Here is a 17,584-nt window from a genome sequence, read left to right as displayed (position 1 = left end):
GGTTGCCGAGACCGGCAGGGTATCGCCGGGGACCTGCAGGGTCAGCGGGACCAGCAGGGTCGCCGGGACCGGCTTCGGCACGGTCACCGATCGGGCCATGGACACGGCGACCGGCGCAGTCGCCGGGACCGGCTTCGGCACGGTCACCGATGCGGCGACGGACACGGTTGCCGAGACCGGCAGGGTATCGCCGGGGACCTGCAGGGTCAGCGGGACCAGCAGGGTCGCCGGGACCGGCTTCGGCACGGTCACCGATCGGGCGATGGACACGGCGACCGGCGCAGTCGCCGGGACCGGCTTTGGCCCGGTGACCGATGCAGACACCCGGGCCGGTTTTGGCGCGGTGACCCATGCGGTATCGGGCCCGGTGGCCGGGACGGACAAGGGCCGGGACCCGTGGTGGACAGGGTATCGGCCGGGCGAGACGGCCGGTGCCGTTGCGCGGTGCCGAACAGCGGTGGAAGGCTGGAAGGCGGAAACGGCTCGGGGAGCGCCCGGGAACCGTACGGTTCGTGCCGGGTGCCGGCTGCGCCCCGCGCACCGGCGGCCGCACACCGGCCGCGGAGAGAACGGGCCCGTCCCCACCACCTGGAGGTACCCGTGGACAGCGCCGACGGATGGGGAGACGACGTCTACCAGCCCGACGACTCCGAGGTCAGGGAGGACACGGGCGTGCTCGACCCGGAGGACACTCTCGTGTACGACGGCGTCGACGACCCCCTGGACCGTGGCTGGTCGCCTCCGGAGCGGCCGTGGGCCGTGGAGCACACCGGCGTGACCGCCGCGGAGCGCCGGCAGGGCGAAACCCTGGACCAGCGCCTCGCCGAGGAGCTGCCCGAACCGCCCGTCTGGGACGGCGACGACATGGGCGACTGCGAGGACACCGACGGGGAACTCCTGGACAACGAGGTCGGCACCGCCCGCTCCGGCCGTCTCGTCGCCCCCGACGAGGGAGCGCACGAGGACGACGAGAGTGCCCTGGTCGCCACCGACGTGGGCATCGACGGCGCGGCCGCCTCCGCCGAGGAGGCCGCGATGCACGTCGTCGACGAGGAGACCCCGTAGGTCTGACCCGGCCGGCCGCGTGCCGTCGCCCTCTCCCCCGCCTCCCTCGCCGCACGAGGAGCACCCATGCAGCAGGACAAGCACCCCGACTACCACCCCGTCGTCTTCCGGGACCGCGCCGCCGGTTACGCCTTCCTCACCCGGTCCACCGCGACCAGTGAGCAGACCATCGAGTGGGACGACGGCGCGACCTACCCGGTCGTGGACGTGGAGATCTCCTCGGAGAGCCACCCGTTCTACACCGGCAAGGCCCGCACGGTGGACTCGGAGGGCCGCGTCGCCCGGTTCGAGCGGCGTTACGGCGGCGGGCAGGGCCCGGGAGGCGGCGGGGCCGCCTGACCGGCGACCGGCGGTGGACTGGGCTGCCCGCCCGGGGGCCGGGCGGGACCCGCGCGACGGACGGGACCGGAAGTCTGCCGACGCCCCCGGGTGCTGTGGACCGGGAGCGTTGCCGAACCGGTCCCTCAGTTGAAGTTCAGCGCGACCGCACAGCCCACTCCGCCGAGCACCATGAACGCCGGCATCAGCACCTTGAGCTCGACCCAGCTGCCCGCCCGGAACCGCATCGCCTTCGGCGGGCCGATGGGGTACCAGCGCTTGCGGCCCACCGGTATCGGCCACAGGATGGGGCACCCGGAGACGGTCAGCGCGTCGCCGATGTCGTGCATCAGCGCGCCCAGCACGATCGGCAGGCCCAGCCACAGGTACTCCTGGCCCGGAGCGGTGAACAGCCAGTCCGATCCGTTGCCGGGCTGGTCGAGGATGTCCGCCAGGATCCAGGCGCTGGTCGCGGCCAGCAGCCAGACCAGGACCGCGCTGCTGGAGCCGCGGGCCGCCCGCCACAGCAGGCCCTCGATGGCCAGCACCATGTGCACGAAGAGAATGGCCAGCACCGCCCAGCGGCCCCCGGTGATCGCCAGCACGGAGGTGCCCGCCCCGATCAGCACCGCCCACAGCCAGGTGTGCGTCAGCGTCCGGTGCCCACCGGAACGGCGCGGGTCGCCCTTCTTCCGCGTCGCCTTGTAGACGTTGTAGGACAGCTTGTCGACGATCTCGCACAGCGCGTGCGAGACCGGTCCGAAGGCCCTCGAGATGGTGGCGGCCTTGTGGTCCAGGTCCGGAGCGAGCGCGGCCCCGGCGCAGATCAGCGCACCGACCAGCAGCACCGGCCAGGGCATCGGGTGCCCGGCCGCGGCGACCGCGGCTCCGACGCCGAGCCAGGCCGCCGCCCCCGACAGTGAGTGTGCTGGTCCCATCATGGCCGTTGCCCGCCCCATTCCTCTTGCGCCGCTGTCCAGTTGACCCGGTGCGCCGATGTCCTGTCGGCGACACAGCGTAGCGGTCGTGATCTTCGGTCCGGCATCCGATTCCCGTCTCGGCCGGAGTGCCAGGCAAGATGGGGGCGTGACCCTCATCGATCAGCTCCCGCCGACCGCCGACCCCGACGCCCTGTACGAGGCCTTCGAATCCTGGGCGCGGGAGCGCGGTCTCACGCTCTATCCCCACCAGGAGGAGGCGCTGATCGAGGCGGTCTCCGGAGCCAACGTGATCGTGTCCACGCCCACCGGGTCCGGCAAGAGCATGATCGCCGCGGGCGCTCACTTCGCCGCGCTGGCCAGGGACGAGGTCACCTTCTACACGGCGCCGATCAAAGCGCTCGTGTCGGAGAAGTTCTTCGAGCTGTGCAAAATGTTCGGCACCGAGAACGTCGGCATGCTCACCGGCGACGCCTCCGTGAACGCCGACGCGCCCGTCATCTGCTGCACGGCGGAGGTCCTCGCGTCGATCGCGCTGCGCGACGGCAAGGACGCCGACGTCGGCCAGGTCGTCATGGACGAGTTCCACTTCTACGCGGAGCCCGACCGGGGCTGGGCCTGGCAGATTCCCCTGCTGGAACTTCCGCAGGCACAGTTCGTCCTGATGTCGGCCACGCTCGGCGACGTCTCCTTCTTCGAGAAGGACCTCACCCGTCGCACCGGGCGTCCCACCGCGGTGGTCCGTTCGGCGACCCGCCCGGTTCCCCTGTCCTACGAGTACCGGCGCACACCGCTCACCGAGACGCTCACCGACCTGTTGCAGACTCGCCAGGCGCCGGTGTACATCGTCCACTTCACCCAGGCCCAGGCCGTGGAGCGGGCGCAGGCGCTGATGAGCATCAACATGTGTTCGCGGGAGGAGAAGGATCGGATCGCCGAGCTGATCGGCAACTTCCGCTTCACCACCAGGTTCGGCCGCAACCTGTCCCGCTACGTCCGGCACGGCATCGGCGTCCACCACGCCGGCATGCTGCCCAAGTACCGGCGTCTGGTGGAGAAGCTGGCGCAGGCCGGTCTGCTGAAGGTGATCTGCGGTACGGACACGCTCGGCGTGGGCGTCAACGTGCCGATCCGTACGGTGCTGTTCACCGCGTTGACCAAGTACGACGGCAGCCGCGTGCGCACGCTGCGCGCCCGTGAGTTCCACCAGATCGCCGGCCGGGCCGGCCGCGCGGGCTTCGACACCGAGGGCTTCGTCGCCGCGCAGGCCCCCGAGCACGTCATCGAGAACGAGAAGGCCCTCGCCAAAGCGGGCGACGATCCGAAGAAGCGCCGCAAGGTCGTCCGCAAGAAGGCACCCGAGGGCTTCGTCGGCTGGACGGACAACACCTTCGACAAGCTCATCGACTCCGAGCCGGAGCCCCTGACCTCCCGTTTCCGCGTGACGCACACGATGCTGCTGTCGGTGATCGCACGGCCCGGCAACGCCTTCGAGGCGATGCGGCGCCTGCTGGAGGACAACCACGAGCCGCGCAAGCAGCAGCTGAGGCACATCCGGCGGGCGATCGCCATCTACCGCTCGCTGCTGGACGGCGGCATCGTGGAGAAGCTCGACCGGCCGGACGCCGAGGGCCGTATCGTCCGGCTCACGGTCGATCTCCAGCAGGACTTCGCGCTCAACCAGCCGCTGTCCACCTTCGCACTGGCCGCGTTCGAACTGCTGGACCCCGAGTCGCCGTCCTACGCACTGGACATGGTGTCCGTCGTGGAGTCCACGCTGGACGACCCGCGGCAGATCCTCGCCGCCCAGCAGAACAAGGCGCGTGGCGAGGCCGTGGCCGCGATGAAGGCGGACGGTGTCGAGTACGAGGAGCGCATGGAGCGTCTCCAGGAGGTCACGTACCCCAAGCCGCTGGAAGAGCTGCTCTTCCACGCGTACAACACCTACCGAAAGAGCCACCCCTGGGTGGGCGACCACCCGCTGTCGCCGAAGTCCGTGATCCGCGACATGTACGAACGGGCTCTGTCGTTCACGGAGTTGGTGTCCTACTACGAGCTGGCCCGCACCGAGGGCATTGTGCTGCGCTACCTGGCCAGCGCGTACAAGGCCCTGGAGCACACCGTCCCGGACGACCTGAAGTCCGAGGACCTTCAGGACCTGATCGCCTGGCTCGGCGAGATGGTGCGCCAGGTCGACTCCAGTCTGCTGGACGAGTGGGAGCAGCTGGCCAACCCGGAGGAGATGACCGCCGAGGAGGCCCAGGAGAAGGCCGACCAGGTCAAGCCGGTCACCTCCAACGCGCGCGCGTTCCGCGTGCTGGTCCGCAACGCCATGTTCCGCCGCGTCGAACTCGCCGCCCTCGACCAGGTCGGGGAGCTGGGCGAGATGGACGCGGATTCCGGGTGGGACGCCGAGGCCTGGGGCGAGGCCATGGACAAGTACTGGGACGAGTACGACGACCTCGGTACCGGTCCCGACGCCCGCGGCCCCAAGCTGCTGGTGATCAAGGAGGAGCCGCAGAACGGGCTGTGGCGCGTGCGGCAGATCTTCGACGACCCCTCCGACGACCACGACTGGGGCATCAGCGCCGAAGTCGATCTCGCCGCATCCGACGCCGAGGGCCGTGCGGTCGTCCGTGTGACCGACGTCGGTCAGCTGTGAGCCGACGTCGACCCGTTCTGAATCCAGGAGTCTCCCGCCCATGACGAACCCGGCCGAAAGGCTCGTCGACCTGCTCGACCTGGAGCAGATAGAAGTCAACATCTTCCGCGGCCGCAGTCCGCAGGAATCCCTCCAGAGGGTCTTCGGCGGCCAGGTGGCCGGCCAGGCGCTGGTCGCGGCGGGACGCACCACGGACGGCGAGCGCCCGGTCCATTCGCTGCACGCGTACTTCCTGCGGCCGGGCCGGCCAGGGGTGCCGATCGTGTACCAGGTGGAGCGGGTACGCGACGGGCGGTCCTTCACCACCCGCCGGGTCACCGCGGTGCAGCAGGGCCGGACGATCTTCAATCTGACCGCCTCCTTCCACAAGCCTGAACAAGGGAGCTTCGAGCACCAGCTGCCGCCGGCTCGCGAGATCCCGGAGCCGGAGTCCCTGCCGACGGTCGCGGACGAGATCCGGGAGCATCTGGGCACACTGCCGGAGCAGTTGGAGCGCATGGCACGGCGCCAGCCGTTCGACATCCGGTATGTGGACCGGCTGCGCTGGAGCACCGAGGACGTCAAGGAGGCCGAACCGCGCAGCGCCGTGTGGATGCGCGCGGTGGGGCCGCTCGGTGACGACCCGCTCGTGCACACCTGCGCGCTGACCTACGCCAGTGACATGACCTTGCTCGACGCGGTGCGCATCCCGGTCGAGCCGCTGTGGGGGCCTCGGGGCTTCGACATGGCGTCGCTGGACCACGCCATGTGGTTCCACCGGCCGTTCCGTGCGGACGAGTGGTTCCTGTACGACCAGGAGTCGCCGATCGCGGTGGGCGGCCGGGGCCTCGCCCGGGGCCGCATCTACAACCTCGAGGGGCAACTGATCGTGTCCGTGGTGCAGGAGGGGCTGTTCCGCAAGGTGGGCTGACCTGCGGTTTCACCAATCATCGGTCGGCCCGCGCCGCGTCGTCCGACGCTCCGCGGGCCGGCCGTTACGACGTTCTCGCCGAGAACGAAGCAGGGGCCGTGGCCCGAGGTGCACCCCACCGCGTCTCATCGCGTTTCGTTGCACCCCACAGCGATTGTGCCAATAGTGTGCCAGCGAAGACGCATGGTCTAGTCCACTTCGCCCGATGCCTCGCCCTCCCGATCGTCACTGAGGGCGTCGATGATGCGCTGCACCATCTGCTCCCGCTGGCCGTGGATGCACTTGTAGTACGTGTCCATCAGGATCGCCACGCTGTGGCCTGCCATCTCGGCCACCTCAGCGGCGGGGACACCAGAGTTCAGCCACAGGGAGACCGCGGCATGACGCAGGTCGTACGGCCTCCTGGCAAGGAGGGAGTCCACGAGATGTGGTGGGAAGGCAATGCGCCGCGCCTTGTGCCAGACATCGAGGTATCGCGTGGAGTCCAACCGGCCTCCGCTCGGGCTGCGGAAGAGCCGTCCGTCCTCCGCCGTCCCGAACTCGTCGACGTACGTCCGCAGTATCTGCACCAGTTCAGGGGACACCGGTACCAGACGTACGTCGCCGCGAGCCCGGTGCTTGAGCCCTCGCTGCTCGTGCTTTCGCCCGTCATCCGTCCACGCGGAGCCAGCGCGTGTGCTGGCCTGGTGCAGCGTGAGGAGGCCTGGCCCCTTCTTCGGGAGTTGGCAATCCTGAAGTCTCAACTCGACCGCCTCTTCAGGCCGCAGGGCCGCGAAGTACAGGGTCGCGAAGAACGGCATGAGGAGTCGCCCTCGCCCGTGAGCCCAGGTGCCGGCGTAGGTGACCGCGGTCAAGAGTTCTCTAGCCTGCCGTGGACTCACCACCACGCGTGGGTCCACCTGGCGAGTGAGTCGTGGAGTACGTCCACCAATCCTGCTGAGAGGGTTTTCCGGGAGGTCTCCCTTTTCCACCGCGTATTCGAGCGCGTTGTGAAACACAGCCCGAATCCGTTGTGAGTGGCTGGGACTCGCGGGCGCCCCGTCCAGACGGAAGCTGATGGACCGCAAGACATGACGTCCGACATCAAGGTCCTTCAAATCCGTCACGGGCCGCGAGTGTTGTGCGACCCATTCCAACGCGGCTGACACGTCGGCTTCCGGCGCTTCACTCTGCGCTGTCAGCCGGAAGGCCCAGTGAGTCAGGGCCCGACGCATTACTTGCGAGTCCGGCGCCACCACACCCTTTTTAGGCTCGACAAGCAGTTCAGTTGTTATGCGAGCCAGCGCGGAAGCCGTATTCTTACGCGTATTTGCCGCCGCACCCGGCCATTTCATTTCCGCGTAGGCGCGAGCGAACTGATACCAGGTCAGCGCCTCTGACTCCGGCTGCATCGACACAGGGAGGCCTGTTTCGCCGTCGAAGACCTCACCACGGTTCGCAGCAGCGACAAGGTTGACGCGGAAGAGCTCAGCGTGGGCGGAGGAGCGGTAGGAGGCGTAGAAGGCTTTCCCGTCAACAGCCCAACGGACCTGGTACGGCTTCGGTCGACCCTTCCTATTTTGGGTTTTCCAAAATTGGACGTTCGAGATTCGCAACTTCCACCATCAATTCAGAGGGATTGGATCCACAGGCATGAGCCCTATGTCCGCGCGAGGCGAGCGCTCAGCTCTCTAGGCTGTCGAACCAGTTCTTGAGGTCACTCCGCCGGATGCGAACTTGCCCGTTAGGAAGTCGCATCGTCTGCGGCCCCCGGCCGGTTGCCCGCCAGCGATGAAAACTCGATCGATGAATGTTTCCGCCCAGAAGTGCCAGGACTTCGGTGATGGTCAACAGGTCGTCAACGGGTTCGGCCACGTGCGGCATTCCTTCCACTGGTGCATGCAGCCGCGCGGTAGCACGCGGCACGATCCACTGCGTCCGCACGGCCCCACCGCCAAGCACAGCCGGGTGCGAACGACAACAATGGTCTGGAGGATCCCCGGTTTGGCTAACCGGTGATCGTCGTCTATGTTGCGCACCTCGACGGTGGCCAGGGTTCAAGCGGCCTCCGGGATGAACCAACGTCCTACAGCCCGTCAGCATGGCAAGGAGTCCCTCTCCCTCCGGTCGGGCAACCACCGAGACACGGCGCGGTGGCTAAGCGGGCGTGGGCCTAGCGTTGCTGAGCGTTGAGGGCCTGAGGGGTGAACCGGATCGGGACCGTGAGTTGTAGGACCGAAGCGTGCCGTTGGACAGGTGGGCTCCTTGCGTCGGAACCTCGGGGAGGCAGGGCTCGGTGCGCAGGCCAGGCAGCATCAGGACACGAGGCGACGGCTGCGTTCAGCCACTGGCCCGAATGCCCTTGCCTATTCGCTGACCAGGTTGGTTTTTGGGGACGTTGTACGTTGACATCGTCCCCGCAGTAAGTTCCAGTCCTTTGAGACCCTTGCTCGTCTGCTGTGGGCGAATCGGGCTGAGCGTCGGCGTCGGCTGTTACGTCAGGCAGCGTGTGGGTATCGACGAGTGTCGCCGACAGACGAGACCCGCGCGGCAGGTACCGCTGCCAGCAGTGGCCGATGGCGGCCAGTCAGCGTCCGCTGGCATACCATTTTGCTACCTCGGCTCGTAGTCACCCACGTCCGCGACGTCGCGGAGGTACCAGGCAGCCACGGCCCGCTTGTAGCCCTCGGGCATGTTGAGGTCCGGCACTTGGTCCGCGGCGAACATCCCGAGTTGTTTGTGCTCGTGACTGACGACGGGTGCTCGTTCGGGAGTGAGGACCGTGCAGCCGTAGGTGACGATCAGGACCCTGCGACCCGGGATGGGCTCGTAGATCCACACGCCACCGCCGATCAGTGGCCCGGCCTTCACCTCCCAGCCGGTCTCCTCCTGGATCTCCCGTTCAAGCGCCGACTCCGGGCTGCAATCGGCTGGTACGGCCCCGCCCGAACTGCCGGTCTCCAGGCGTCCACCGGGCAATTCCCACTCGTCGCGCTCGTTCTTCAGGAGCAGCACTCGGCGCTCTGCGTCCAGGGCGACGCCCTTCACGGAAACGGGCCAAAGGGGTGGCGTGTACGTCATCACGGTCCTCGTCCTGCGCTGTGCGTCCCCAGCCCAGGCCGGGGCCGAGCCGAGGAACAGGGAGTCCAGAAGCGCCACCGTGGCTGCCGGGTCGGTCGTGTGGTGCACGGTCTGGATGCTCAGTGCCTCGGCGGGAGAGGTTGCGCCTCTGCTCGCCGGGCCGCACCTCGATCACCTGAACTCTTCCGGCATCGCGTCCTGCCGTGGTTCAGGGCAGCCGTGGTCGACGTCCGACGCGGCGCATTGGTTGATCAGGCGGATTATGCGTTGTACGTCGGTTAGGTCAGGGACGACGTGGCAGGCCCCGGCGGCAGCCAGCCGGTCGACTGATGTGGTACCGGAAGCGACGCCAATCACGTGGGCGCCTCCTTCCCGTCCAGTGCGGACGTCCTCGAGAGAGTCGCCGATAATCACGGTCGTCTCCCGTGTGAAGGTACACCCATGGCGAGTGCCGGCTCGCTGCTGTGCCACGCGTACGAGGGCAGGGCGGTGGGAGTCATCGGAGGAGTATCCGCCGATGCCGAGGTCGAGATACTCGTCCAGGCCAAGAGCCTTGAGCTTGATCTCAGCGCTGCCCCGCAGATTGCCGGTGACGACAGTGGGAACCAGCCCGGGCTCTTGGTGCACGGCGGCAAGGGCGGCGGGTGCACCGGGCATGACCTGCCCGGTGCGAGAAAGATCGCCACGGTGACGCTCCAGTTGTGCAGGCATACGCTGCACGATGCGCTGCGCGAGTTCCTCGATCCGCTCGGGTTGCACTGCATTCGCGCGCAGCAGCTCCCGGACAGCGAGGGGCATCGTCACCCCGGTTCCCCGGGCGGGCAGACGCTCGGCAGGCCGGCCCACTACCTCCTCGAAGAGTTCCCGGTAGACCAGCCGGTCGGTGTCGCCGGTGTACAGGAGGGTGCGGTCAATGTCCCAGAGAACCAGAATCATGCGGCGGCTCGCTGACGCATAACGCCTTCCCCACGATCCAGCAGATCCCGGGCGATTGAGGAGGCACCGTAGGAACGCGCCTCATGGAGCATGGTGCGCAGGTGGTCGTCGAGGCGGGCGGATTGAATGCCTTCGGCGAGGGTCAGGACGTCATGGGCGGTGGCGCAGCCGGCGTCGGCGTCGCCGGCGCGCATCTGCGCGGTCGCGGCTCGGGAGAGGAACTGAGCGGTGGTTCGGGTCTCGTCCCGGCGGAGCACGTCGCGGGCCGCGGCAAAGGATTGGGCTGCCCGAGCCGGCTGTCCCAGGTCGAGGTAGCAGCTTCCGGTCTGTCCGAGGATCTCCCCTGGGCTGATCCAGTACAGCCAGTGGGGATCGTCCTCGCCCCGGCCGCGGGCACAGAGTTCTTCGGCTTCGGCAAGCGCGGCCAAGGCGTGGCGCTCTTCACGGAGCCGGGCGTGGCCGCGAGCCTGGCGGGTGAGGAGCATGGCGTTCAGGGCGGGGGCGTCGTGATCGGTGATTGCCTGGCGCGCTGTACGGGCGGCGGTGATGGCGTCGCGCGGGTCGCCGGCGGAGTAACCGTGGATAGCGAGGAAACCGAGAGCGCCGGCGCGCAGGCGGGAGTCGCCCGAAGCGTGGGCTGCGCGCAGAGCGCCAAGGAAGAGGTGCTGGGCGGTGTCGTGGTCACCGCTGTCGAAGGTGTACCAACCAGTCTGGGCTGCCGTGTCTGCGGTGACGGCAGCCAGGCGACGTCCGTAACTCTCTTTGTAGGAGCCCTGCTTGAGCAGGTGCAGGAGCATCCGCAGGTGAGTCTTCGCCGTGTGGGCGAGGTTTCCGCTACCGCTGGTGGCGTCCATCTGGCGGAGTGCGTCGGTGGTGCTTTGAAGCGAATCGATCAGGTCGTCGGTGACAGTCGTGGTACCGGAAGAAGCGGCCACGGCCTCTGCGGGAGCGATGGCGGACTGCAAGACGTACTGGGTGAGTGCGGCTCCGCTCAAGGCGGTCAGCACGCGGCGGCGCTTCATGGTGGTACCTCCGATGGCCACTTCAAGTGACGTCACCATACGATCCGCCGTCCAAGGCAGTACGGCCTCTGCGGAGAGGTTATGACCAGGTTTCGGCGCATCGCCGCGTAGGGGGGTCAGCAGCAAAGGCTGCAGGTCGGAAGGCAGGCCGAGGCCGTTGAGAAGGTCGAGAAGGGTGGCGGGGCTGCCGATCTGCTTCTGACCGCGTTCGAGGCCGGAAATGAACGACTGAGGTAGCGCCGTCAGTTCGCGCACGGCCATCTGAGATAAGCCGGATCGCTTGCGTACCAGGCGCAGCAGCTCGCCGAAATCCCAAGCGGCCAGGGCCCGGTAAACGGCTTCGTCGCGCCAGGCGCGATCGGGCACTCCCGGCGCCGTTCCTGCCTTTGCGCACAGGGCGCACAGGGTGTCGGGGTTGTACTGACTCAGCTCGGTTGCACATCTCTCGCATACGCGGCTCGGCGGTCTCATGGCGCGGCCCCCTGGGTCGAACTTCCCGACGGTCCACACGATATGCGGGATCCCGTATCTCTACAGAGATATCGCCGCAGGGATCAGTACGGGTGCGTCCTGGTCCCACACTCATGCCCACTGCGCCGACCACTCGGTCGGATGCGGTGATCACGTTGTCGCTGCGGAGAGGGGAAGGACGTGCGCGGCACCACGACGACGCGGTTTGGCCCATGCCCGTCCCGTCTTCGCCACGGCAGCGAGCGGACCACCCTCGTAGGGCGACATCCGTCGCCCGATCGGTCCTCCGTGCTCCAAGAGGACGTGATGACAACGACTGCCGAACGACCGCTTCGTTCTCCCATGACCGACGTTGCCCTATTGAGTCGTACCTTTCAGATCACTGAGCGCAGGCCAGGTCAACCCCTCGCACAGGTTGACACGTTGCAGGTCCGCAAAATGCGAAGCCTGACTCAGACTCGCCTGCACCAAAGCGGCCTGTCCCGCTTGGCGGACGACGCCGCGCTCGTCGTCTCTGAGTTGGTCACCAATGCGGTCCAGCACAGCCACGGTCGCAAGATCACTCTGACTCTCGCCCTCCGGGATGGCCACCTGGACATTCGCGTGCACGACGGGGTGCCCAGCCGCCTACCCATCGCTTCCAAGCCGGACGCTCACGCGGAGAACGGCCGCGGGCTGTGGCTCGTCGAGTCCATCGCCAGCCAGTGGCACGGCTCCTGGGGGATCAGCGACAAGGGAGCGACCACCTGGTGCGACCTGGCCCTGGAGGTGAGCTGATGGCCACCGCCTCCTTCTCCTATGGGGTTGATCGAGAGCGCCCTGCTGCTCACCGGCTGGGTGCGTCGCCACTCCCGACCCCTGCCGCCACTGCGGGCTCGCGCTTCTCGATCGGCTCCGCCGGGATCAGCGCTGTCGTGGGTGGAACCGTCTCCTCAATCCTCGCGAGGGCCTGATGACCGAACTGATACTGATCCTTATTGCTTTGATCGCCGGCCTCGCTGCGGCGGTGCACTTCGGACGCAAAGCCCGCCGCGAGCAGCGTCGTGCGGACGGTCTTCATGAGCGTGCCGAACGGCTCTCGCAGGAGCTGCGGGCGGCCGAGCAGTGCGTCGGATACGTGACGAGCACGGTGTTGCCAGCCGCCGCGACTGCGGCGCACAGCGGGCAGGAGCACCGTGTCGACTTCGTCCTCCCACCTCAGCTCGTGGGCACCCCGCTCGCAGGCGCACTCGGCACCATGGCTGATCACCTCCAGTCCGTCATCGTTCAGGTGGGGCAGCAGGCCCAAGCCGTCAGCATGCAGCAGGTCACGCAGGTCCGACTGGAAGCCGAGCGTCAGATTGCCCATTTACGGCAGGAGGCGGTGGATGTCGCCCGAGCAGCTGTGCGGGGATTCGCTTCCAGCACGGTGCAGCGGGCCTCGAAGCTGAGCAGCACGATCAGTGCCGGCGTGCGCCGCCATGTGTCGGACGAGGCGTACGCGACGCTGGTCGAGATCGATCACCTGGCCCAGCAGATGCTGCTCGCCGCCTCCGGGTACGCCGTCCTGGGCGGCGACAGGCTTTCCCGTCGCTGGCCGGTGACCACGCTGACCGACATCGTGCGTACGGCCATGGGCCGGGTCGAGGGCTATCAGCGCGTCCAGCACACCGACATGGAGTTCCTCGCGGTGGAAAGTCGGGCCGTGGAAGCGGTTGTCCACAGCCTGGCGGTGTTGCTGGACAACGCGCTGCGGTACTCACCGCCGAACGCTCGGGTGCACGTTTCCCTTGAGCACGGTGCGAACGCGGCGTTCCTGGTCGTGGACGACGCCGGGCTGCGGATGGAGGACGAGCGTCTGACCTGGGCGCGCGAGGTGATGTCGGGCAAGCAGCGCGACGACATCACCCAACTGGGCGCTTACCCCCAGACGGGGCTGCGCGTGGCGTCCGTCCTCGCCAACCAGTACGGCTTCCGCATCGAATTGGCAGCACCCAATCTGTATGGCGGGACCCGTGCGGTCATCGTGCTGCCGCAGGCCCTGTTGACGACGCCCAAGCCGCCTCAGCCGGCCCCCGCGCAGACGACGCCGTCAGCACGCCTGGCGCCTGCCCCGGAAGCCGTGCCGCTGGTGCCGACACCTTCCACGACGGCGAGTGGGCTCACCGTCCGCCAGCGCACTCCGCGCCCCGTCACCGCCTCCCCCGCGCATCCCGGCCTCGAGGTGGGACCGGGCAGCCCCGGGGTTGCCGCCGCCTGGATGGACGGCGCCCGCCGCGCCCGGGACAACCACAACACTCCCAGCACTAACGAAGGACGTTAATCATGTCGGACACGCGCTCGAACGCCTTGGGCTGGCTGCTGGACGAGCAGCTCGGTTCCGTGGAGGGCGTCAGGTACGCCGTGCTGATGAGCGGCGACGGCCTGCTCAAGGCCCGCACGAAGACCATTAGCCAGGACGATGGTGAGAAGCTGGCCGCCCTGACCGCCTCATTGCGGGCATCGGGGCGGGCTTGGGACGATTTCACCGGCGGTCAGGGCGTGCGTCAGCACCTGATCGAAAGTGTCACGAACATCGGCCTGACGACCGCGGCCGGACGGAACACGATGCTGTCGGTCGTCACGACGGGACCCCACGTCGACGTCGGCCTGATCAGCCACCACATGGCGCAGCTCGTGGTGCGCCTTGGCAAGCAGCTCGGCACCGAGGACCGCAAGCCCGCACCGCAGCCGGACGGAGGCACCGCGGCATGACCGGACCGCGGCATGACCCGGACATGGTCAGGCCCTACGTCCGCACGGGCGGGCAAATCCGCCCGGGCAGGGCTGTGCACCTGGAGAGTGTGGTCATCGCCGCGACCGGCCCCACCACCGATCTGGGTCCTGACACCCGGCGAGTGATGAGCCTGTTCTCCCCCGGCCGCGGCGGGTTGGCCGTTGCAGACATTGCCGCCGCTCTCCAACTGCCGCCCTCCACCGTCCGGATCCTCGTCTCCTCCCTCATGGACAGCGGCCACCTGGCCAGCCCAGCCGCCGTCTATTCCGACCAGCCCAAAACCGACCTCCTGCAGAAGGTGCTTGATGGACTGCGAGAACTGGTCTGACCCGCCCGCCGTCACTTATGTGCCGGTCTCGGTCACGCAGTCGGCCAAGATCGTGGTTGCGGGCGGCTTCGGGGTCGGAAAGACGACCTTCATCGGCAGCGTGTCGGAGGTCCAGCCGCTGCGGATGGAAGAACCCATCACTGAAGACAGCGTCGGAGTCGATGACCTGCGCGGCACACCGGAGAAGACCACGACGACCGTGGGCATGGACTTCGGCCGCATCCACATGGCCGGCGGCGCCCTTGCCCTCTACTTGTTCGGCCTTCCCGGCCAGATCCGCTTCCAGCCCATGTGGGAGGACCTCGCCGAAGGCGCGCTCGGCTGCCTCGTCCTGGCCGACACCCGCAACCTCGACGCCAGCCACGGCGCACTGAGCCTGCTGGAAGCCCAGGGCATCCCATACGCGGTCGCGGTCAATGCTTTTCCTAACGCTCCCGCCTACGAGGCCGCAGAACTTCGCCAAGCCCTCGCACTGGACCCGCTCACGCCGCTGACCACGTGCGACGCACGAGACCGTACCTCCTCGCTGTACGCCCTGATCACGCTCACGGAATACCTCACGGCCCACCGCGCAGCCATCCCTCTGGAGCCCACGCGATGATCCCCAACAGCCCCGTGCCTCCGGCCCCGCCGGGCCGGATCGCCCTGTATGAACCAGGCTTCGCCGCCGACCCGCACGCCGCTTATGAGCGGATGCGGAAGATGCACGGCGCCCTGGTACCCGTTGAACTCTCCCCTGGCATTCCGGCCACGCTGGTGATCGGCTACCTCCAGGCCCGTCGCATTCTCAATGACCCGATGCGCTTTCCCGCCGACCCACGCATCTGGCAACAGCAGGTGCCGGCCTCCTGCCCGGTCCGGCCGATGATGGAGTGGCGACCCAACGCCCTGCGCAGCAGTGGAGCCGAGCACGCCCGCTACCGGGCTGCCAACACCGCCAGCATCGATGCCGTCGACCAACACGAGCTGCGTGCCCTCGTGGAGAAGATCACCGCTGGGGCTGCCGCGGAGTTCCGCACCGTCGGCCGGGCAGACCTGCTCACCCAGTACGCCCGGCCCATCGCATTCCGGGTGCTGAGCGCGCTGCTGGGCTGTCCCGACGAAATCGGAGCGCGCATCGCCGACGGAATGGCGAAGGTCTTTGACGTCACCGACGCCGTTCGCGGCAACCAGATCCTCGGCCAGGCCGTCGCCGAACTCGTCGCCCTACGCCAAGGCCGTCCAGCCGACGACATCACCTCACGGCTCCTCGCCCACCCCGCGCATCTGAGCAACGAGGAGATGGCCCACCAGCTCGTTACCTTCTATGGCGCCGGCATTGAACCCCTGACCAACCTCATCAGCAACACCTGTCTGAAGATCCTCACCGACGAGGACTTTTCCGCCGGCCTGCACGCAGGTTGGTCCGCGGTGCGAGACGCGCTCGACACCGTCCTGTACACCGACCCCCCATTGGCGAACTACTGCATCACCTATCCGCCTTATCCCACGGACATCGACGGCTTCCTGCTCCCGGCCCACCAGCCGGTCGTCATCAGCATGGCGGCCTGCAACAACGATCCGGAACTTACCCGCGGCTCGACCGATGTCGCCGGTAACCGCGCTCACTTGGCCTGGAGCATCGGCCCCCACACCTGCCCTGCGCGCTCTCACGCCTACCTCATCGCCGAAACCGCGATCAGCTACCTCCTCGACGCCTTCCCGGAGATAGACCTTGCTGTCCCCGCCGCTGACCTGCGTTGGCGGCCCGGCCCCTTCCACCGTGCCTTGGAAGCCCTTCCGGTCCTCTTCCCCGCCGCACACTGAGGAGCTCACACTCATGTCCGAGCAGCCGATACTCATCCTCGACCCCACCGGATCCGACCGCCACGGCGAGCACCGGGCCCTGCGCGCCCAAGGCTCGGCGGCACGGGTCGACATCCTCGGCGTCCAGGCATGGGCCGTCACCGATCCGGCCCTTCTCAAGCAGCTCCTGACCAGCCCGCAGGTCTCCAAAGACGGCCGCGCCCACTGGCCCGCCTTCACCGACACCGTCCCCACCTGGCCCCTCGCCCTGTGGATCGCGGTGGAGAACATGTTCACCGCCTACGGCCCCGACCACCGTCGGTTGCGCCGCATGATCGCCCCAGCCTTCAGCGCCCGGCGAATCGCCAATATGAAGGACGCCATCGACCGCATGGCGACCACCCTCATCGACCGCCTGGCCACGCTGCCCCCGCACAAACCGGTGGACTTACGCGAGCACCTGGCCTACCCGCTGCCCATCGCGGTGATCGGCCACCTGATGGGCGTACCCGAGAGCCAGCGCGACGCCTTCCGTCAGGTCGTCGACGGCGTCTTCGACACGACCCTCACCCCCGCCGAAGCCGAGGCCAACACCGCCACCCTGTACGAGCAGCTGGACCAACTCATCGACACCAAGCGCCGCACCCCCGGCGACGACCTGACCTCCCTGCTCATCGCGGCCCGCGACGACGAGGGCGACGGCGGCGGCTTCACGGACGAAGAGCTGCGCGACACGCTCCTGCTGATGATCAGCGCCGGGTACGAGACCACCGTCAACGTCATCGACCAGGCGATCACCGCCCTGCTGAGCGACCCCGAGCAGCTCGGCCACCTCCGGGCCGGCCGGGCCGACTGGAGCGACGTCGTCGAGGAGACCCTGCGGCAGGAACCCGCCGTCAAGCACCTGCCCCTGCGCTACGCCCTCACCGACCTCCCCCTGCCCGACGGACAGACCATCGCCGCGGGCGAGGCGATCCTCGCCTCCTACGCCGCCGCCAACCGCCACCCCGACTGGCACGGCGCGTCCGCCGACCGCTTCGACGTCACCCGGCCCACGAAGGACCACCTGGCCTTCGGCCACGGCGTGCACTTCTGCCTCGGCGCCCCACTCGCCCGCCTCGAGGTCGCCACCGCACTGCGCATGCTCTTCGACCGCTTCCCCGAGATCCGCCTCGCCGTCCCCGCCGGCGCACTGCGACCGCTCCCCACCCTGATCAGCAACGGACACCTGACCCTGCCCGTACACCTGCGGCCGGACGCCCGCTGATCACCACTTCGGCCTGGAAGACCGTCGTGACCACCATCCCGACCACACCGCTCTGCCGGAGCCGGCC

General features: G+C 68.2%; 17 protein-coding genes and 1 pseudogene. 11 read left to right on the top strand and 7 right to left on the bottom strand.

Annotated features, from left to right (window positions below):
- A pseudogene (locus ACWC91_RS27315) lies at positions 1 to 270 on the bottom strand (hypothetical protein); the annotation flags it as partial.
- Between the two features lie 330 nt (positions 271 to 600).
- Here ACWC91_RS27315 and ACWC91_RS27310 point away from each other — a divergent pair.
- Together ACWC91_RS27310 and ACWC91_RS27305 are read left to right on the top strand one after the other, a co-directional pair.
- A complete protein-coding gene (locus ACWC91_RS27310) occupies positions 601 to 1,065 on the top strand; it encodes a DUF5709 domain-containing protein (RefSeq protein WP_225078462.1) in 465 nt (154 codons plus the stop codon).
- A 66-nt stretch (positions 1,066 to 1,131) separates the two neighbouring features.
- On the top strand, positions 1,132 to 1,404 hold the full coding sequence (locus tag ACWC91_RS27305) for a type B 50S ribosomal protein L31 (protein ID WP_450640052.1): 273 nt from the start codon (positions 1,132 to 1,134) through the stop codon (positions 1,402 to 1,404).
- A 125-nt stretch (positions 1,405 to 1,529) separates the two neighbouring features.
- Here ACWC91_RS27305 and ACWC91_RS27300 read toward each other — a convergent pair whose 3' ends face one another.
- Positions 1,530 to 2,324 (bottom strand): metal-dependent hydrolase, encoded by a 795-nt coding sequence (locus tag ACWC91_RS27300; protein ID WP_225078460.1) that lies wholly within the window; start codon positions 2,322 to 2,324, stop codon positions 1,530 to 1,532.
- A 145-nt stretch (positions 2,325 to 2,469) separates the two neighbouring features.
- On the opposite strand from ACWC91_RS27300, the gene ACWC91_RS27295 reads away from it, so the two are divergent.
- Positions 2,470 to 4,983, top strand: coding sequence for a DEAD/DEAH box helicase (locus ACWC91_RS27295; RefSeq protein WP_450640054.1), 2,514 nt, complete (start codon positions 2,470 to 2,472; stop codon positions 4,981 to 4,983).
- A 40-nt stretch (positions 4,984 to 5,023) separates the two neighbouring features.
- Positions 5,024 to 5,893: an acyl-CoA thioesterase gene (locus ACWC91_RS27290; protein WP_450640056.1), complete on the top strand. Its 870-nt coding sequence runs from the start codon at positions 5,024 to 5,026 to the stop codon at positions 5,891 to 5,893.
- 188 nt (positions 5,894 to 6,081) lie between these two features.
- On the opposite strand, the gene ACWC91_RS27285 is transcribed toward ACWC91_RS27290, so the two are convergent.
- The 5 genes from ACWC91_RS27285 to ACWC91_RS27265 all read right to left on the bottom strand — a co-directional run bounded on the left by ACWC91_RS27285 (position 6,082) and on the right by ACWC91_RS27265 (position 11,382).
- Complete coding sequence (locus ACWC91_RS27285) at positions 6,082 to 6,693, bottom strand: tyrosine-type recombinase/integrase (RefSeq protein WP_450726074.1); 612 nt, start codon at positions 6,691 to 6,693, stop codon at positions 6,082 to 6,084.
- 862 nt (positions 6,694 to 7,555) lie between these two features.
- A complete protein-coding gene (locus tag ACWC91_RS27280; RefSeq protein ID WP_361416057.1) occupies positions 7,556 to 7,747 on the bottom strand; it encodes a helix-turn-helix transcriptional regulator in 192 nt (63 codons plus the stop codon).
- Between the two features lie 738 nt (positions 7,748 to 8,485).
- Positions 8,486 to 9,061, bottom strand: coding sequence for an NUDIX hydrolase (locus tag ACWC91_RS27275; RefSeq protein ID WP_390876879.1), 576 nt, complete (start codon positions 9,059 to 9,061; stop codon positions 8,486 to 8,488).
- A gap of 63 nt (positions 9,062 to 9,124) precedes the next feature.
- Positions 9,125 to 9,889, bottom strand: a complete 765-nt coding sequence (locus ACWC91_RS27270; RefSeq protein WP_390876878.1) for an HAD family hydrolase — start codon at positions 9,887 to 9,889, stop codon at positions 9,125 to 9,127.
- On the bottom strand, positions 9,886 to 11,382 hold the full coding sequence (locus ACWC91_RS27265; protein ID WP_390876877.1) for a helix-turn-helix domain-containing protein: 1,497 nt from the start codon (positions 11,380 to 11,382) through the stop codon (positions 9,886 to 9,888). The genes ACWC91_RS27270 and ACWC91_RS27265 overlap by 4 nt, the downstream gene beginning before the upstream one ends.
- Before the next feature lie 438 nt (positions 11,383 to 11,820).
- Here ACWC91_RS27265 and ACWC91_RS27260 point away from each other — a divergent pair, with 438 nt between their 5' ends.
- From ACWC91_RS27260 to ACWC91_RS27230, 7 genes are all read left to right on the top strand, one after another.
- Positions 11,821 to 12,159, top strand: a complete 339-nt coding sequence (locus tag ACWC91_RS27260; protein WP_390876876.1) for an ATP-binding protein — start codon at positions 11,821 to 11,823, stop codon at positions 12,157 to 12,159.
- Positions 12,160 to 12,334: 175 nt separating this feature from the next.
- Complete coding sequence (locus tag ACWC91_RS27255) at positions 12,335 to 13,684, top strand: histidine kinase (RefSeq protein WP_390876875.1); 1,350 nt, start codon at positions 12,335 to 12,337, stop codon at positions 13,682 to 13,684.
- Between the two features lie 2 nt (positions 13,685 to 13,686).
- The gene (locus tag ACWC91_RS27250) at positions 13,687 to 14,115 is read left to right on the top strand and encodes a roadblock/LC7 domain-containing protein (protein WP_361416045.1); all 429 of its coding nucleotides are present in this window, start codon (positions 13,687 to 13,689) and stop codon (positions 14,113 to 14,115) included.
- Positions 14,112 to 14,465 (top strand): DUF742 domain-containing protein, encoded by a 354-nt coding sequence (locus ACWC91_RS27245; RefSeq protein WP_384439400.1) that lies wholly within the window; start codon positions 14,112 to 14,114, stop codon positions 14,463 to 14,465. Before ACWC91_RS27250 ends, ACWC91_RS27245 begins: the two co-directional genes overlap by 4 nt.
- Positions 14,443 to 15,066 (top strand): GTP-binding protein, encoded by a 624-nt coding sequence (locus ACWC91_RS27240; RefSeq protein ID WP_390876874.1) that lies wholly within the window; start codon positions 14,443 to 14,445, stop codon positions 15,064 to 15,066. The genes ACWC91_RS27245 and ACWC91_RS27240 overlap by 23 nt, the downstream gene beginning before the upstream one ends.
- Positions 15,063 to 16,271, top strand: coding sequence for a cytochrome P450 (locus ACWC91_RS27235; protein ID WP_390876873.1), 1,209 nt, complete (start codon positions 15,063 to 15,065; stop codon positions 16,269 to 16,271). The genes ACWC91_RS27240 and ACWC91_RS27235 overlap by 4 nt, the downstream gene beginning before the upstream one ends.
- Positions 16,272 to 16,284: 13 nt before the next feature.
- The gene (locus ACWC91_RS27230; RefSeq protein ID WP_390876872.1) at positions 16,285 to 17,517 is read left to right on the top strand and encodes a cytochrome P450 family protein; all 1,233 of its coding nucleotides are present in this window, start codon (positions 16,285 to 16,287) and stop codon (positions 17,515 to 17,517) included.
- Positions 17,518 to 17,584: the final 67 nt, after the last annotated feature.

The organism is Streptomyces sp. NPDC001204 (genome assembly GCF_053598035.1).
The sequence above is the reverse complement of the archived record's forward strand: the minus strand, read 5'-3'. Positions and strand labels throughout refer to the sequence as shown.